This window comes from Streptomyces durbertensis (assembly GCF_014156695.1).
Classification (GTDB): Bacteria; Actinomycetota; Actinomycetes; order Streptomycetales; family Streptomycetaceae; genus Streptomyces; species Streptomyces durbertensis.
Genome location: NZ_WMLF01000084.1, coordinates 1 through 15587, shown reverse-complemented (window position 1 = coordinate 15587; position 15587 = coordinate 1). Strand labels below are relative to the sequence as shown.

Annotated in this window: 16 protein-coding genes and 1 tRNA gene; 12 read left to right on the top strand and 5 right to left on the bottom strand. The window is 73.1% G+C overall.

The window, feature by feature from the left end; translation table 11 throughout:
* The first annotated feature begins 196 nt into the window (after positions 1–196).
* From GL263_RS08525 to GL263_RS08510, 4 genes are all read left to right on the top strand, one after another.
* On the top strand, positions 197–460 hold the full coding sequence (locus tag GL263_RS08525) for a PTS sugar transporter subunit IIB (protein ID WP_143648226.1): 264 nt from the start codon (positions 197–199) through the stop codon (positions 458–460).
* Between the two features lie 159 nt (positions 461–619).
* Complete coding sequence (gene rph / locus GL263_RS08520) at positions 620–1345, top strand: ribonuclease PH (RefSeq protein ID WP_182854982.1); 726 nt, start codon at positions 620–622, stop codon at positions 1343–1345.
* Positions 1346–1419: 74 nt separating this feature from the next.
* Positions 1420–2043 carry an RdgB/HAM1 family non-canonical purine NTP pyrophosphatase gene (gene rdgB, locus GL263_RS08515; RefSeq protein WP_182854981.1) on the top strand — a complete coding sequence of 208 codons (624 nt, stop codon included), beginning with the start codon at positions 1420–1422 and terminating at the stop codon, positions 2041–2043.
* Positions 2040–2741 (top strand): HAD family hydrolase, encoded by a 702-nt coding sequence (locus GL263_RS08510; RefSeq protein WP_323379304.1) that lies wholly within the window; start codon positions 2040–2042, stop codon positions 2739–2741. The genes rdgB and GL263_RS08510 overlap by 4 nt, the downstream gene beginning before the upstream one ends.
* Positions 2742–2855: 114 nt before the next feature.
* On the opposite strand, the gene GL263_RS08505 is transcribed toward GL263_RS08510, so the two are convergent.
* Positions 2856–2941 (bottom strand) — tRNA-Leu (locus tag GL263_RS08505).
* A 50-nt stretch (positions 2942–2991) separates the two neighbouring features.
* Positions 2992–3468 (bottom strand): thioredoxin-dependent thiol peroxidase, encoded by a 477-nt coding sequence (gene bcp, locus GL263_RS08500; RefSeq protein WP_182854980.1) that lies wholly within the window; start codon positions 3466–3468, stop codon positions 2992–2994.
* Positions 3469–3616: 148 nt separating this feature from the next.
* On the opposite strand from bcp, the gene GL263_RS08495 reads away from it, so the two are divergent.
* The 3 genes from GL263_RS08495 (at position 3617) to GL263_RS08485 (ending at position 4836) form a co-directional block, all read left to right on the top strand.
* Positions 3617–3934, top strand: coding sequence for a DUF3618 domain-containing protein (locus GL263_RS08495; protein WP_182854979.1), 318 nt, complete (start codon positions 3617–3619; stop codon positions 3932–3934).
* A 61-nt stretch (positions 3935–3995) separates the two neighbouring features.
* Positions 3996–4298, top strand: a complete 303-nt coding sequence (locus GL263_RS08490) for a GroES family chaperonin (RefSeq protein WP_143648240.1) — start codon at positions 3996–3998, stop codon at positions 4296–4298.
* A 217-nt stretch (positions 4299–4515) separates the two neighbouring features.
* Positions 4516–4836: a DMT family transporter gene (locus GL263_RS08485; protein WP_182854978.1), complete on the top strand. Its 321-nt coding sequence runs from the start codon at positions 4516–4518 to the stop codon at positions 4834–4836.
* A gap of 13 nt (positions 4837–4849) precedes the next feature.
* Here GL263_RS08485 and GL263_RS08480 read toward each other — a convergent pair whose 3' ends face one another.
* Positions 4850–7183: a transglycosylase domain-containing protein gene (locus tag GL263_RS08480; protein WP_182854977.1), complete on the bottom strand. Its 2334-nt coding sequence runs from the start codon at positions 7181–7183 to the stop codon at positions 4850–4852.
* Positions 7184–7554: 371 nt separating this feature from the next.
* Positions 7555–8892 carry an SGNH/GDSL hydrolase family protein gene (locus tag GL263_RS08475; RefSeq protein ID WP_228456265.1) on the bottom strand — a complete coding sequence of 446 codons (1338 nt, stop codon included), beginning with the start codon at positions 8890–8892 and terminating at the stop codon, positions 7555–7557.
* Positions 8893–9126: 234 nt separating this feature from the next.
* Here GL263_RS08475 and GL263_RS08470 point away from each other — a divergent pair, with 234 nt between their 5' ends.
* Complete coding sequence (locus GL263_RS08470) at positions 9127–10455, top strand: DUF445 domain-containing protein (protein WP_182854975.1); 1329 nt, start codon at positions 9127–9129, stop codon at positions 10453–10455.
* A 151-nt stretch (positions 10456–10606) separates the two neighbouring features.
* Positions 10607–11464, top strand: a complete 858-nt coding sequence (locus GL263_RS08465; protein WP_182854974.1) for a fumarylacetoacetate hydrolase family protein — start codon at positions 10607–10609, stop codon at positions 11462–11464.
* A 59-nt stretch (positions 11465–11523) separates the two neighbouring features.
* Here GL263_RS08465 and GL263_RS08460 read toward each other — a convergent pair whose 3' ends face one another.
* Positions 11524–12603: a Gfo/Idh/MocA family oxidoreductase gene (locus tag GL263_RS08460; protein ID WP_182854973.1), complete on the bottom strand. Its 1080-nt coding sequence runs from the start codon at positions 12601–12603 to the stop codon at positions 11524–11526.
* 164 nt (positions 12604–12767) lie between these two features.
* Between GL263_RS08460 and GL263_RS08455 the strand changes: the two genes are divergently transcribed.
* From GL263_RS08455 to GL263_RS08445, 3 genes are all read left to right on the top strand, one after another.
* On the top strand, positions 12768–13550 hold the full coding sequence (locus GL263_RS08455) for a GntR family transcriptional regulator (RefSeq protein WP_323379303.1): 783 nt from the start codon (positions 12768–12770) through the stop codon (positions 13548–13550).
* Between the two features lie 87 nt (positions 13551–13637).
* A complete protein-coding gene (locus tag GL263_RS08450) occupies positions 13638–14753 on the top strand; it encodes a TIGR03364 family FAD-dependent oxidoreductase (RefSeq protein WP_182854971.1) in 1116 nt (371 codons plus the stop codon).
* Entirely contained in the window at positions 14750–15430 is a 681-nt protein-coding gene (locus GL263_RS08445; protein WP_323379302.1) for a phosphonatase-like hydrolase, read from the top strand. The genes GL263_RS08450 and GL263_RS08445 overlap by 4 nt, the downstream gene beginning before the upstream one ends.
* The last annotated feature ends 157 nt before the right edge of the window (positions 15431–15587 follow it).

The window sequence follows — 15587 nt, the reverse complement described above, 5'->3', positions numbered from 1 at the left end:
GGGTACGATCTAGTGGTCTACACCACTTGAGGTTTAGACCAGTTGTAGCACGGTGCGCGAGGATAGCGGAATACTCGAATCCGGATGTTTGTCTGCTCGTGATCCCGGGCAACTCGCTCGCTCACACTGACATGCGGACGTCCGCCCGTCCTGTTTGCCTGCGGGCGCCAACTGGTGTAGACCAGTTGGCGGACCGATGGCGGCCCGAGCACACCAGGAGAGCAACATGGCCAGCAAGGCTGAGAAGATCGTCGCCGGCCTCGGCGGCATCGACAACATCGTCGAGGTCGAGGGCTGCATCACCCGCCTGCGCACCGAGGTCGAGGACGCCTCCCTCGTCGACGAGGCCGCGCTCAAGGCCGCCGGCGCCCACGGCGTCGTCCGCATGGGCACCGCGATCCAGGTGGTCATCGGCACCGACGCCGACCCGGTGGCCGGCGAGATCGAGGACATGATGTGACGGGCTGACGCCCCGACCGGTCGGCGACGACCGGACGTCCCCCCCCAGCGTACGAGGCCCGCGCCCGAAAGGCGCGGGCCTCCGCTCGTCCCCGGGCCTCCGCCGGCCCCGCGGCCCTCACTTCGTACACCGCCGCCCGGACCAACTAGTCTCGCCCCCATGTCACGTATCGACGGCCGCACCGCCGACCAGCTCCGCCCCGTCCAGATCGAACGCGGTTGGAGCAAGCACGCCGAGGGCTCCGTCCTCGTCTCCTTCGGCGACACCAAGGTCCTCTGCACGGCCAGCGTCACCGAGGGCGTGCCGCGCTGGCGGCGCGGCAGCGGCCAGGGTTGGGTCACCGCCGAGTACGCCATGCTGCCGCGTGCCACCAACACCCGTGGCGACCGCGAGTCCGTGCGCGGCAAGATCGGCGGCCGCACCCACGAGATCTCCCGCCTCATCGGCCGCTCGCTGCGCTCGGTCGTCGACCTCTCCGCGCTCGGCGAGAACACCGTCGTCCTGGACTGCGACGTGCTCCAGGCCGACGGCGGCACCCGGACCGCCGCCATCACCGGCGCCTACGTGGCGCTCGCCGACGCGGTCGACTGGGCCCGTGAACGCAAGATGATCAAGGCGAAGGCCAAGCCGCTCACCGGCACGGTCGCCGCCGTCAGCGTCGGCATCGTGGACGGCGTCCCGCTGCTCGACCTCTGCTACGAGGAGGACGTCAAGGCCGAGACGGACATGAACGTCGTCTGCACCGGCGACGGCCGCTTCGTCGAGGTCCAGGGCACCGCCGAAGGCGTTCCCTTCGACCGCTCCGAGCTCGACAACCTGCTCGACCTCGCCACCGCCGGCTGCGCGCAGCTCGACGGCGCCCAGCGCCAGGCACTCGGCGCCTGACCTCTGTCCGGGCGCGCGGGCTCCCTCCGGGGCCGGTGCCCGCGCGCCCGACAGGCCGCTGGATAATCGCCCGTATGCAGCGACTTGTACTCGCGACCCGCAACGCCCACAAGGTCGTCGAACTCCGCGCCATCCTCGGTGACGCCGGTCTCGGCGGCGACCGGATCGAGCTGGTGGGCGCCGACGCCTACCCCGAGGTGCCGGACGTCAAGGAGACCGGCGTCACCTTCGCCGAGAACGCGCTGCTCAAGGCGCGCGCCCTGGCGGAGGCGACCGGGCTGCCGGCCGTCGCCGACGACTCCGGACTCTGCGTCGACGTGCTCGGCGGCGCCCCCGGCATCTTCTCCGCCCGCTGGGCCGGCCGGCACGGCGACGACCACGCCAACCTCGAACTGCTCCTCGCCCAGCTCGCCGACATCAGCGACGAGCACCGGGGCGCCCACTTCGCCTGTGCCGCCGCCCTCGCCCTCCCGGACGGCACCGAGCACGTCGTCGAGGGCCGGCTCACCGGCACCCTGCGGCACACCCCGGCCGGCGCCGGCGGCTTCGGCTACGACCCGATCCTCCAGCCGGACGGCGAGACGCGCACCTGCGCCGAACTCACCCCCGGCGAGAAGAACGCCATCAGCCACCGCGGCCGCGCGTTCCGCGCCCTCGCCCCCCTCGTGCGGGACGTCCTGCCCGGCGGTGACGCGTGAACGCCGCCGGAAGCCGGGCCGCCGCCTCCGGGCGGCTGCCCGAGACCGCGCAGGCCGTCGTCTTCGACTGCGACGGGCTGCTCGTGGAGACCGAGAGCCGCTGGACGGTCGCCGAGACCGCGCTCTTCCACTCCTACGGCCGCCTCTTCGGGCCCGAGGAGAAGGCCCTGCTCATCGGTCGGGCGCTGCCGGAGGCGGGCGAGGCCATCGCCGCCCACCTCGGCCGCCCCGGCGCGGGGCCCGAACTCGCCGCCGAACTGCTGAGCACCGTGCGGCAGGAGTTCACCGCCGACATGGAGGCGATGCCCGGCGCCCGGGAGCTGGTGCTGGCCTGCCGGGCCGCCGTACCGGTGGCGGTGGCCAGCAACAGCCCGCGTGAGCTGGTGGAGCTGGCGCTGAAGGCCGCCGGGCTGGCAGACCTCTTCGAGCACACCGTGACCGTCGAGGACGTCGCGGCCGGCAAGCCCGCGCCCGACCTCTACCTGGCCGCGTGCGCGGCGCTGGGCGCCGACCCGGCCCGCTCGGTGGCGTTCGAGGACTCCGCCACGGGCGCCGCCGCCGCGCGGGCCGCCGGCCTGCACGTGGCCGTTGTGCCCTCGCTGCCCGGCACCGCCCCCGACCACGACTGGCTCGGCGGCTCCCTCGCCGACCCGCAGGTTCGCGACTGGGCGCGGAACCTGCGCCGCGAGACGGCCTGACCCGCGTCCGGACGGCCACCGACCCGCGCCCGAACGGCGGCCTGACCCGCGCCCGAACGGCGACCGCCCCGGCCCGCACGTCCTACGTGCGGGCCGGGGCGGTGCGTCTGTCGGTGCGGCCGGTGGGATTCGAACCCACACGGGTGTGAGAACCCACTGGGACCTAAACCCAGCATGACTGCCAGTTCCATCACGGCCGCCGGACGGTGACATGTTAGCCGGACGGCGGGCGCCCGGGCAGCCGTGTTGATCAGCCCTCGGCGATCTTCAGGTCGCGGAGCAGCTTGGCGACGTGCCCGGTGGCCTTCACGTTGTACAGGGCCCGCTCGACCTTGCCGTCCTCGTCGACGATCACCGTGGAACGGATCACGCCGGTCACCACCTTGCCGTACAGCTTCTTCTCGCCGAACGCGCCGTAGGCGGTCAGCACCTCCTTCTCCGGGTCGCCGACCAGGGTGACGGACAGCTCCTCCTTCTCCCGGAACCTCGCCAGCTTCTCCGGCTTGTCCGGGGAGACGCCGATCACGTCGTAGCCCGCGTCGGCGAGCAGTTCGAGGTTGTCGGTGAAGTCGCAGGCCTGCTTGGTGCAGCCGGGGGTGAGGGCGGCCGGGTAGAAGTAGACGATGACCTTCCGACCGGCGTAGTCCGCCAGGGACACCTCCTTGCCGTCGGCGTCCGGCAGGGTGAACGCGGGCGCGGGGTCGCCCGGCTGAAGTCGCTCGCTCATCGATGCTCCTCTGATGCTCGTGTGCCGGGTCGGAAACCACCGGCCCGGCCGAGCCTAACCGGCCGGCAACGGTGAGACCGGTGGGGCGGATGGCACAGTGAGCTGACAGACTGTTCCGCAGCGATGACAAGACGACGGAGGCAGCGCGGTGGCCGAAGCGAAGAGCCCGGCAGAGATTGAGGCAGAGATCGTCCGCAGCAGGCAGCGCTTGGCCGCCACGCTCGACGAACTCGCCGTACGGGTGCACCCGAGCACGATCATGGACGACGCGAAGGCCCGCGCGGCGGCGGCCGTCGACCGCACCGCCGGCCGCGCGTACGTCGCGGTGAACCGGTCCGTCGGCCGGGTCCGCGCCCAGCTGACGCACGAGGACGGCTCTCCGCGCCTGGAGCGTGTCGTGCCGCTGGTCGTGGCGACGGTCGTGGTGGTCGGGCTGCTCGGCTCGGCTCGGCGGCGGCGCGACTGAGCGCTTGATATACGGTCTTGCCGTGAGTTCCGAAACCGCCCACGACAAACTGCCCATCCGGATGCTGCACGACCGTGTGCTCGTCCGGACCGACACCCCCGAGGGGGAGCGCCGCTCCACCGGCGGCATCGTCATCCCCGCCACCGCCGCCGTCGGCCGCCGGCTGGCATGGGCCGAGGTCGTCGCGGTGGGCCAGAACGTCCGCACGGTCGAGCCCGGCGACCGGGTCCTGTACGACCCGGAGGACCGGGCCGAGGTCGAGGTCCGCGGCGTCGCCTACGTGCTGATGAGGGAACGCGACCTGCACGCGGTGGCCGCCGAACGGCTTGAGGGCTCCGAGGACTCCACCGGCCTCTACCTGTAGGCGCCCCGGCGCCGGAACCCCCGCAGAGCCGGCACACACCGCACACCCCGCACAACGGCCCCGGCCGGGCGCGGGGTGTGTTGCTACCCTGGGACACGCCCGACGAGACGCGCCGTACCGGGCCGCCCCTGGCCGCACGCCACCAGGCCGCACGCCGGGGCCAACGCAAAGACGACGCACCCCTGAGAAGAAGTGGTTTTCTCCCGGAGGTGCCGTCATGGCCTGGATCCTGCTGCTCGTCGCCGGCCTGCTGGAGGTCGGCTGGTCGATCGGAATGAAGTACACCGAGGGCTTCACCCGGCTGTGGCCGAGCGTGTTCACCGTCCTCGGCATCGCCGCCAGCATGCTGCTGCTGGCGCAGGCCGCCCGCACCCTGCCGATCGGCACCGCCTACGGCGTGTGGGTGGGGATCGGCGCGGCCGGCGCCGCGATCCTCGGCATCCTCGTCCTGGGCGAGCCCGCGACAGCCGCCCGGATCTTCTTCATCTCGCTGCTGCTGGTGGCCGTGGTGGGCCTGAAGGCCACCTCCGGCCACTGAGCGGCCTCAGGCGTCAGCCGGTCGGGCGGAACGGCGTGAGGAAGCTGTCGCCGGGCCCGGCGCCGGCCGGGGCCTCGGGTGTCTCCGCGCCGCCGTCGCCGGTGCCCGGGTCGGTGCCGGGGGAGCCTCCGGGCGTGCCGCCGGGAGTTCCGGGCTGGCCGTCGCCGTCGCCGGTGCTGGGCTGTCCGGCGCCGGGGGTGTTCTGGTCCTGACCGCCGTCGGGGTTGCCCTTCTCGTCGCCGTTGTCGTCCGCGCCGCCGTCGGCGTTCTCGTCCTGCTCCTCCTCGTCCTCCGGGGCCTCCGGCTCGTCGTCCGGCTGCTGCGGGGCCTCGGGGGTCTCCTGCGCCGGCGGCTGGACGTTCTCCGCCTCCAGGTCGAAGTCCTTGTACGGTTTCCCGGCCAGCGCCGCGCCGGTGTACTGGGCCCAGATGCGGGCCGGGTAGCCGCCGCCGCTGATGCGCGGCTCGCCGAGGGCGCCGTGCAGCGACTTCTGTTCGCCGGTCTGCGAGTCCTGGCCCATGACGGCGACGACCGTCACCAGGTCGGGCGTGTAGCCGGCGAACCAGGCGGCGGTGTTGCCCTCGGCGGTACCGGTCTTGCCGGCGGCCGGACGCCCGGCGGCCTTGGCGTTGACGCCGCTGCCGTTGTCGACGACGCTGCGCAGCACGGCGGTGGTGGAGTCGGCGGCCGACCGGCTGATCGCCTGCGTGGTCTCGCGCTCCGGGAGCTGGATCTCCTCACCACCCCGGGTGATCTTCGACACCAGGGTGTAGGGCCGCTCCTCGCCGTGGTTGGCGAGTGAGGTGTAGGCGTGGGCGACGTCCAGCGTGCTGGGCGTCGCGGTGCCGAGGGAGACGGACGCCTGCGCGGCTGCCAGCTCGGGGGTGTCGGCGGGGATGCCGAGCCTGATGATCGTCTCCTTGACCTTCTCCGGGCCGACGTCGACGCCCATCTGGGCGAAGACCGAGTTCACGGACTTGTCCATGCCCTCGGTGACCGAGATCGGGCCGTAGGAGACGTCGCCCTCGTTCTGCGGCGCCCAGCTGGTCTGCTGTCCGTCGCGGCCCACGACCGGGCGGCGGCTGGTGCCGTCGTAGGTGGTGTACGGGCCGATGCGCTGGCCGCCCCGCGTGCTGGAACCGTTCTCCATGGCCGCCGCGTAGACGAACGGCTTGAAGGTCGACGCCGCCTGGTAGTCGCGCCTGGTGGCGTTGTTCACGAACTGCTTCACGTAGTCCAGACCGCCGTACATCGCCACGACCTCGCCGGTCTCCGGGTCGATCGACGTGCCGCCGGCCCGCACGTACCTGTCGACCTCGCGGGAGTCGTCGACCTTGCTGAGCAGCTGCTCCTCGACGGACTTCACAAACGCGTCCTGGCGCTTGCGGTCGATGGTGGTGGTGATGCGGTAGCCGCCGGTGCGCAGCCGCTCCTCGTCGACGATGTCGTTCCTGACGACGTGGTCCTTGACGGCCTTGACGAGGTAGCCGCGCTGGCCGGAGTGGCCGGTGGGGGCGCTGGCCTCCTTCGGCTCGGGGAACTTCATCCCGGCCCGCTCGCCGGCGGGCAGCCAGCCCTCCTTGACCATGCCGTCCAGCACGTAGTTCCAGCGGGCCACGGCCTTGCCCCGGTTCTCCGGCACGGCGGACACGTCGAAGGCGCTGGGCGAGTTGACCAGGGCGGCGAGGTAGGCGCCCTCCTCGGTCGTCAGGTCGTCGGAGTTCTTGCCGTAGTAGGCCTGCGCCGCGGCCTGGATGCCGTAGGCGTTGCGGCCGTAGTAGCTGGTGTTGAGGTAGCCGACGAGGATCTCGTCCTTGCTGACCTCCCGGTCCAGCTTGATCGCGATGAAGAACTCCTGCGCCTTCCGGGTCAGCGTCCGGTCCTGGGTCAGGTAGTAGTTCTTCACGTACTGCTGGGTGATCGTGGAACCGGACTGCTTGCCCTCGCCGCGCAGCATGTTCCACGCCGCCCTGGCCATCGCCTTGGGGTCGACGGCCGGCTTGTTGTAGAAGTCCCGGTCCTCGGCGGCGAGCACCGCGTGCTGCACGTTCTTGGGGATCTGCCCGAGGGTGACGTTCTCCCGGTTGACCTCGCCGTCCTTGGCGATCACCGAGCCGTCGGAGTACAGGTAGACGTTGCTCTGCGCGGCGGCGGCCTTGTTCGGCTCGTCCGGGATGTCCACCAGCAGGTAGCCGGTCACCATGGTGCCGGTCCCCAGGAGCAGCACGAGCAGCACGCCGCCGAGCACCATCCGCCAGGTGGGCAGCAGCCGGCGCAGCCCCGTGCGCCGGGGCCGTCCGTCCGCCGGCGGGGCGCCCTGGTCGGCGCTGTTCGGATCGTCGCTCATCTGTTCTGGGACTCCTCGTCCGGTTCGGGCGGCCCACCCCCGCGCTGTCCGGTGCCGCTGCCGCGACACACGCGGCATCAGGACATCCTGACACCTTGGCACCGCGTGGGCCGTTCCGTGCCGCGCGGCGGTGCCCTCGGCGCACGCGCCAGGCCGTCTGGTCTGCGGTCGTCACCCGATCCGGCGAACCGTGACGGCGTCGTCGCGGGCGCGCCGAGCCGTCGTCCGATCCCACCGGATACGGGATCCTCCTGAATACATGACGCACAAGGGGCGCAAATGGATGCGGCCGCACGTGAGCGGTTGCTCACACGAACCGCCCGGCGGTGCCCGTGGGACCGGCCGAAGGGCGGCGGGACGGCGGCCGGAGGTCAGTCGGCGGAGACCCGGGTGTTCCGGTCGCTGGCGACAAGCCGCAGGTCGACGGCTTGCGCCATGGCCCGGAAGCCGTTGTCGCCCGGGTGCAGGTGGTCCCCGGAGTCGTACGCGGTGCGCATACGTTCGGGTGCGGCCGGGTCGCGCAGCGCGGCGTCGAAGTCGACCACGCCGTCGAACGCCTCGCTCGCCCGGATGCGCTCGTTGACCCGCTGCCGGGCCGCCTCCCGCTCCGGCGTGTGCTTGCGGTGGCCTGCGAAGGGGGTGAGCGTGCCCACGACCACCCGCAGGCCGCGGCTCTGCGCCTGCGCGGCCAGCCGCTCCAGCCCGTGCGCTATCGCCGCCGGGTCGATCGGGCCCGGGCTCTTGAGGATGTCGTTGATGCCGAGCTGGATCACCACCGTCCGCACACCCGTGCGGGACAGCGCGTCGCGTTCCATCCGGGCCAGCGCGCTCGGCCCGTTGTACGCGTAGCGGGCGGTGCCGTCGACGAGCACCCTGTTCCCGCTGATGCCGGAGTTCAGCACGCTGTAGGCGGGCGCGCCGCGCTCGGTACGCAGCCGTTCGGCGAGGAAGTCCGGCCAGCGGCGGTTGGCGCCGGGGCTGGAGGTGATGCCGTCGGTGATCGAGTCACCGATGACCACCACCGCGCCCTCGGTCTCCGTCGTCCACACGTCGACGCCGGTCACGTAGCGCCAGTAGGGGCTCTGCGTGGTGTACGCGGTGCCGTCCAGCTCGGCGGCCCGGTCGCCGGTCGCCAGATAGCTGGTCTGGCGGGCGAAGGGGTGGTAGGTGACCGCGCCGGAGCGGGTCGCGGAGTAGGTCGTCACCAGCAGGTCGGCGGAGTGCGGCACGGTCAGCCGGACCGCGTCGCTGGTCACCGTGCCGCCGGGCGGGATGGTCACCGACTCCTGCGTGCCGAAGGTGAGCCGGCGCATCGTGCCGGGCGCGGCGGCCGGGGCGCTCGGCGCGGCGGCCAGCGCGAGCGTGGCGTGGTCGATCGTCAGCGGCCGGTCGCCGAACAGGTTGGACAGCTGCACGCGGGCGGCGGTGCCGCCGACGGAGGTGTGCACGATGTTGCGGATCGAGGTGTCCGGGTGGCCGTCCGGCGCGTCGGGCTCGCTCGCCGCCGCGGCGGTGGCCCAGGTGCCGACCCAGTTGCCCGACGAGGCCGGCGCGGCCTGCCCGCCGCCGCCGTTCGCGCCGCGCGAGGACTCCCGGCCGCCGAAGCCGACGAAGATCGCCCCGGAGACGAGCACGACGATCGCCGCGAAGCCCGCGAGGAACGCGTAGCCCGCGCTCCTGCTCTTCACGGGCCGCCTGCCAGCGGTCATTCTCTCCCCCTCGGGCCTTCCCTGATGCGGAGACATGATCCCATGTGCCGCCCGGCGTTCCGCGCCCGTCCCGGTGCCTCCGCAGGAGGGGACGCGGCCGGATGGTGCCGCGTTGCGCCGCGGCACGTGTTCCGCGTCTCACCGGGCGCCGCGCGCCGCCACCGCCGGGGTGTTCCGCGTCCGTCGCCGCGCCCGGCGACAATGCAAGCCGGGACACGACACTGGGTGGAGCCGATGGAACGGACGACGGACACCGACGAACGGCCGGAGCGCCATCCGGTCGCGCACATCACCAGGGACCTCGGCGAGTTCACCGCCGCCGACGCCGAGAAGCAGCGCGGCGTACGGCGGATGAAGACGATCGCCACCGGCGCGCTGGTACTGGCCGCCGTGGTGTACGTCCTGGCCACCTGGGCCGAACGGTCGGGTGCCGGCGCCTGGGCCGGGTACGTGGCGGCGGCGGCGGAGGCCGGCATGGTCGGGGCCCTCGCCGACTGGTTCGCCGTCACCGCGCTCTTCAAGCGCCCCATGGGCCTGCCCATTCCGCACACCGCCATCATCCGCACCAAGAAGGACCAACTGGGCCGCAACCTCGGTGACTTCGTCGGGGACAACTTCCTCGGCGAGGACGTGGTGCGGCAGCGGCTGCGGTCGGTGGGCATCAGCCGCAGGCTCGGCTCCTGGCTCGCCGAACCGGCCAACGCCGACCGCGTCACCACCGAACTGGCGACCGCGCTGCGCGGGGCGCTCACCGTGATGCGCGACTCCGACGTCCGCGCCGTCGTCGGCGAGGCGATCACCCGGCGGGCCGACGCCCAGGAGATCGCGCCCGGCCTCGGCGCGATGCTCGACCGGGTCGTCTCCGACGGCGGCCACCACAAGGCCGTCGACCTGGTCTGCGCCAAGGCGCACGACTGGCTGGTGCTCCACCGGGAGTCGGTGATGGAGGCGGTCGCCGGCGGCGCGCCCGGCTGGACGCCGCGCTTCGTCGACCACAAGATCGGCGACCGCGTCTACCGCGAGCTGCTGCGCTTCGTCACCGAGATGCGCGACATGCCGCACCACCCGGCGCGCGGCACGATCGACACCTTCCTGGCGGACTTCGCGACCGAACTGCGCGAGGACCCCGCCACGCGGGAGAAGGTCGAACGGCTGAAGAGGGAGATCCTGGCCCGCGGCGAGGTCCAGGACGTGATCAGCTCCGCGTGGACGTCGGTGCGCACCTCGCTGCTCAACGCCGCCGAGGACGAGCGCAGCGAGCTGCGGCTGCGGGCCCGGGCCGGGCTGCTCTCGCTCGGCGCCCGGCTGGCCGAGGACAACCGCCTCCAGACCAAGGTGGACCGCTGGATCGAGAACGCCGCCACCCACGTCGTCACCACCTACCAGGCCGAGATCACCGGCCTGATCGCCGACACCGTCGCCGGCTGGGACGCCGAGCAGACCTCCCGCAAGATCGAGGCGAACATCGGCCGCGACCTCCAGTTCATCCGGATCAACGGCACGGTCGTGGGCGCCCTCGCGGGCCTCACCATCCACACGGTGACCCACGCGATCGGCGGCTGACCGCGGGCGGTCGGCGTCCGGCGGGGGAGCCGTCCGCGGAAGTTACGGTCCAGTACTCGGGCGCTGCTTGCGCGCGGCCGGGCCGCCTTGGAGGATCGTCCGAACCCTCGATGGCCGTCCCCATCGCGACCTTCGACCACGGGAGTGTGCCGTGAAACTGCTGCGTGTTGGACCGGTGGGGGCGGAACGGCCGGCGGCCCTCGACGAGCGGGGCCTGCTGCGCGACCTGTCCGGGCTTGTCCCCGACGTGGACGGGAGGCTGCTCGCCGACGAGACGGCGCTCGCCCGGATCAGGCAGGAGCTGGCCGAGGGCCGGCTGCCCGTGCTCGACCAGGCCGGCCTGCGGATCGGGCCGCCGCTCGGCGGCATCGGGAAGATCGTGTGCGTCGGCCTCAACTACCGCGACCACGCCGAGGAGACCGGCCAGGCGATACCCGAGGAGCCGCTGGTCTTCATGAAGGCCCCCGACACCGTCGTCGGCCCCGAGGACACCGTGCTCATCCCGCGCGGCAGCGTACGGACGGACTGGGAGGTCGAACTGGCGGTGGTCGTCGGCCGCACCGCCCGCTACCTGGAGAGCACCGACCAGGCCCTCGGCGTGATCGCCGGGTACACCGTCACCCACGACGTCTCCGAGCGCGAGTTCATGCTGGAGCGCGGCGGCCAGTGGGACAAGGGCAAGAACTGCGAGACGTTCAACCCGCTCGGCCCGTGGCTGGTCACCGCCGACGAGGTGCCCGACCCGCAGCGCCTCGGGCTGCGGCTGTGGGTCAACGGCGCGCTCAAGCAGCACGGCACCACCGCCGACCAGATCTTCCCTGTCGCCGAGGTGGTGCGCTATCTCAGCCAGTTCATGGTGCTGCGTCCCGGCGACGTGATCAACACCGGCACCCCGGCGGGCGTCGCCAACGGCCAGCCCTACCCGAAGCCGTTCCTGCGGCCGGGCGACGTGGTGGAGCTGGAGGTGGACGGACTGGGCCGCCAGCGCCAGGAGTTCAAGAGCGCGTAGCACGTCGGTCCGGCGCCGGCCGGGGGAGGCCCGTCACCGCTCCTCCGGCCGGCCGCCGGTCAGCCCAGGCGCACGACGCGCCCCTCGGCGGCCGACACCCGCGCCGCCTCCAGCACCCGCAGCACCTCCGCGGCCTCGTCGGCGCCCACCGGCGGCTTGCCGCCCGTCCGCAGCGCCTCCGCCACCGCCGCGTAGTACGCCGGGTACTCGCCGTCCCTGGTCGGCACCGGCTCGGTCCGCTCGGTGCTGCCGAGCGTCCCCCAGGCGGACTCCTCCTCCGCGCCCCAGCGCGCCCCCTGCTCCGGCCGCCGCCCGGAGCGGAGCTGGTCCTCCTGCGGGTCGAGCCCGTACTTCACATAGCCCGCCCGGTCGCCCAGCACCCGGAAGCGCGGGCCCAACTGCGCGGCCAGCGCACTCACCCAGAGGTGTGAGCGCACGCCGCTCCGATGGGTCAGCGCCAGGAACGTGTCGTCGTCCGCCCCGGCCCCCGCACGCCGCACGTCCGCCTCGGCGTACACCGAGGTCACCGGCCCGAACAGGCTCACCGCCTGGTCGACGACATGACTCCCGAGGTCGTACAGCAGCCCGCCCAGCTCCAGCGGGTCCCCGGACTCCCGCCAACCGCCCTTGAGCCGGGGCCGCCAGCGCTCGAACCGGGACTCGAAGCGGTGCACCGTGCCGAGCGTGCCCTCGGCCAGCAGAGCGCGCACGGTCAGGAAGTCACCGTCCCAGCGGCGGTTCTGGAAGACCGAGAGCAGCAGCCCGCGCTCGGCGGCCAGCGCCGCCAACGACTCCGCCTCGGCCGCCGTCCCGGCCAGCGGCTTGTCCACGACAACCGGCAGCCCGGCGCGCAACGCCCGCTCGGCGAGTTCCACGTGGGTCCGGTTCGGGGAGGCGACCACCACCAGGTCAAGCCGGTCGGCGTCGGCGAACAACGCGTCCGCGTCCGGGACGGTCCGCGCCCCCGGGTACGCCTCGGCCGCCGAACGCCGGCGGTCGGGATCGGAGGTGACGATCACGTCCAGGCTGAGTCCGGACACGGCGTGGACCAGCGGGGCGTGGAAGAAGGACCCCGCGACCCCGTACCCGATCAACCCGACCCGCAGAGGGGCCTCGCCGTTGCTGCTCCTGGTGTTCATCGTCGTCCTTTGCTGCCGGGGTCGCTGCCGCTGCTGCCGGGGTCGCCTGCCGCCGCGAGGCGTTCACGGCGGGACGGTCCCCGGTCCCTCCGTACCCGCGACGCGGAACCGCCATGTTAGGTCGTGCTCACCGGCCGTTCCGGCCGGCCTGCCAGGATGCGGGGGTGAGCAGGCGTGAGATCCCACAGCTTCCCGAGGACAGTTCCGCACCGATCCGCGACGGGGTGCCCGAGCACGGCCGGGTGCCGAAGTACTACGCGGTGAAGGCGGAGATCGCGTTGCTGTTGGGGGAGTTGGGCGAGGGCGGGGCACTGCCCGCCGAGCGGGAGCTGGCCGAGCGCTTCGGCGCGGCACGCGAGACCGTGCGGCAGGCGCTGCGTGAGCTGCTGCTGGAGGGCCGTGTCCGGCGGCGCGGCAGAGCCACGGTGGTCGCGGGCCCGAAGCTCACCCAGCCGCTGTCGCTGGACAGCTACACCGAAGGCGTCCGCCGGCGCGGACTGCTGCCGGGCCGTGCGCTGATCTCCCTCGACCGGCACCCGGCCCCCGCCGGACTCGCGGAGGAACTGGACCTCATGACCGGGGAACCGGTGTGGCACCTGGAACGCGTCCTGCTCGCCGACGACGAACGGGTCGGCCTGGAGAGCACCTTCACCCCCGTGGCGCTCCTGCCCGACCTGGCCGACGAGTTCGACCCCGCCACCTCCTTCTACCGGTACCTGGGGGAGGACCGTGGGCTGGTGTGCGCGGGCGGCGAGGAGCGGCTGGAGACCGTCCTGGCCACACCGCGCGAGGCGCTGCTGATCGGCACCCCTCCCGCACTGCCCATGCTGCTCATCCACCGCCTGACCCGGGACCCCGCCGGCCGCCCGCTGGAGCGGGTCCGGACCCTCTACCGGGGCGACCGCTTCAGCTTCACCACCACTCTCGGCCAAGTCACGGAACAGTAACGGGTCTGGTCCAAACTTGACGGCGCGTTCACCCCCGCGTCGCCGCTCGGCCCTGCCCGTGACACGCCACGGCGAGACGGTCTGCCCATGCGAGTCATCGTTGTGGGAGGCGGCGTGCTGGGCACCATGCACGCCTGGCAGGCCGTCGAACGCGGCCACGAGGTCGTCCAGTTGGAACGGGAACCCCAGGCGCGCGGCGCGTCGGTGCGGAACTTCGGCCTGGTCTGGGTCGGCGGCCGCGCCCCCGGCGTCGAACTGGACACCGCGCTGCGCGCCCGCGCGCTGTGGGAGGAGATCGGCGACCGCGTCCCCGCCCTCGGCTTCCGCGCCGGCGGCAGCCTCACCGTCGTCCGGACAGCCGCCGAGATGGCCGTCGCCGAAGCCGCAGCCGAAAGCCCCGAGGCCGCCGTCCGAGGCCACCGACTGCTCGACCCCGCCCAGGCGTCGGCGCTCAACCCGGCCCTGCGCGGACTGGCGCAGGGCACCCTCGCCGCCCTGTGGTGCGAGCGCGACGCGGCCGTCGAACCCCGCACCGCCCAGCGCGCCCTCCAGGACCACCTCCGCACCACCGGCCGCTACACCTTCCTCGGCGGCCGCGAGGTCCGGGCCGTGGACGGCCCGTCCGTCACCGACGACCACGGCGAGCGGCACGCCGGCGACTGCGTCGTCCTGTGCCCCGGCGACCGCGTCGGCGGACTCGTCCGCGAGCTGGCCCCCGAACTCCCCGTCCGTCGCGTCCGGTTGCAGATGATGCAGACCGCGCCACTGGACGAGCGGCTCACCACCTCCGTCGCCGACGCCGACAGCTTCCGCTACTACCCGGCCTACAACAGCGACGCACTCGACCGCGCCCAACCCCAGCCGCCCGTCGCCGCCGAACACCACATGCAACTGCTCATGGTCCAGCGCGCCGACGGCTCCCTCACCATCGGCGACACCCACGAGTACAAGCAGCCCTTCGGCTTCGACGTCGACGAACGTCCCTACGAACACCTCACCGCCGTCGCCACCGCACTGCTCGGCCGCCCGCTGCCTCCCGTCCGACGCCGCTGGGCCGGCGTCTACGCCCAGTGCCTCGACCCGACCCGGCTTGTCGCCCGCCACCGCCTCGACGGTGGAACGCTGGTCACCGGCCCCGGCGGACGAGGCATGACCTGCTCCCCGGCCATCGCCGAGCACACCGCGAAGGAACTGAACTGGTGAACCCGAACACCTCCACCCGGCCCCCGATCACCCTCGTCGTACTCGACATGGCCGGCACCACCGTCGCCGACGACGGCCTCGTCGAAGCCGCCTTCCGCGCCGCCCTCCCCGACCACACCCCCGACCAACTCGCCTACGTCCGGGCCACGATGGGCGAATCGAAGATCAAGGTCTTCCGCCACCTCCTGGCCGGCGACGAGCCCCGCGCCCAGCACGCCAACACCGCCTTCGAGCACGCCTACGCCGACCTCGTCGACCAAGGCGCCTGCACCGAGGTGCCCGGCGCCCGCGAGACCATCAAGCGGCTCCGCGCCGACGGCCGCGCCGTCGTCCTCACCACCGGTTTCGCCCGCGCCACCCAGGACCGCCTGCTGCACGCCCTCGGCTGGGAGGACCTCGCCGACCTCACCCTCTGCCCGGCCGACGCCGGACGCGGCCGCCCCCACCCTGACCTGCCGCTCACCGCGCTGCTGCGCACCCGCGCCGCCGCCGACGTCCGGCAACTCGCCGTCTGCGGCGACACCGTCTCCGACGTGCGCAGCGGCCTCGCCGCCGGCGCCGGACTTGTCGCCGGCGTCCTCACCGGCGCCCACACCGAGCCCGACCTGCGCGCCGCCGGCGCCCACCACGTCCTGCCGTCCGTCACCGGACTGCCCGCTCTGCTCGACCCGTTGTGAACCCTCCACCACACCCCGGGAGTCAACACGTGTCCCGTAGAACCCTGACCGCCGCGGCCGCCGCCCTCGGCGCGCTCGCCGCCGTCACCGCGACCGCGCCCGCCCCACCCTCCTCCGCTCCCACACCACCGACGCGGTGGCCGCCGAAGAACGCCTC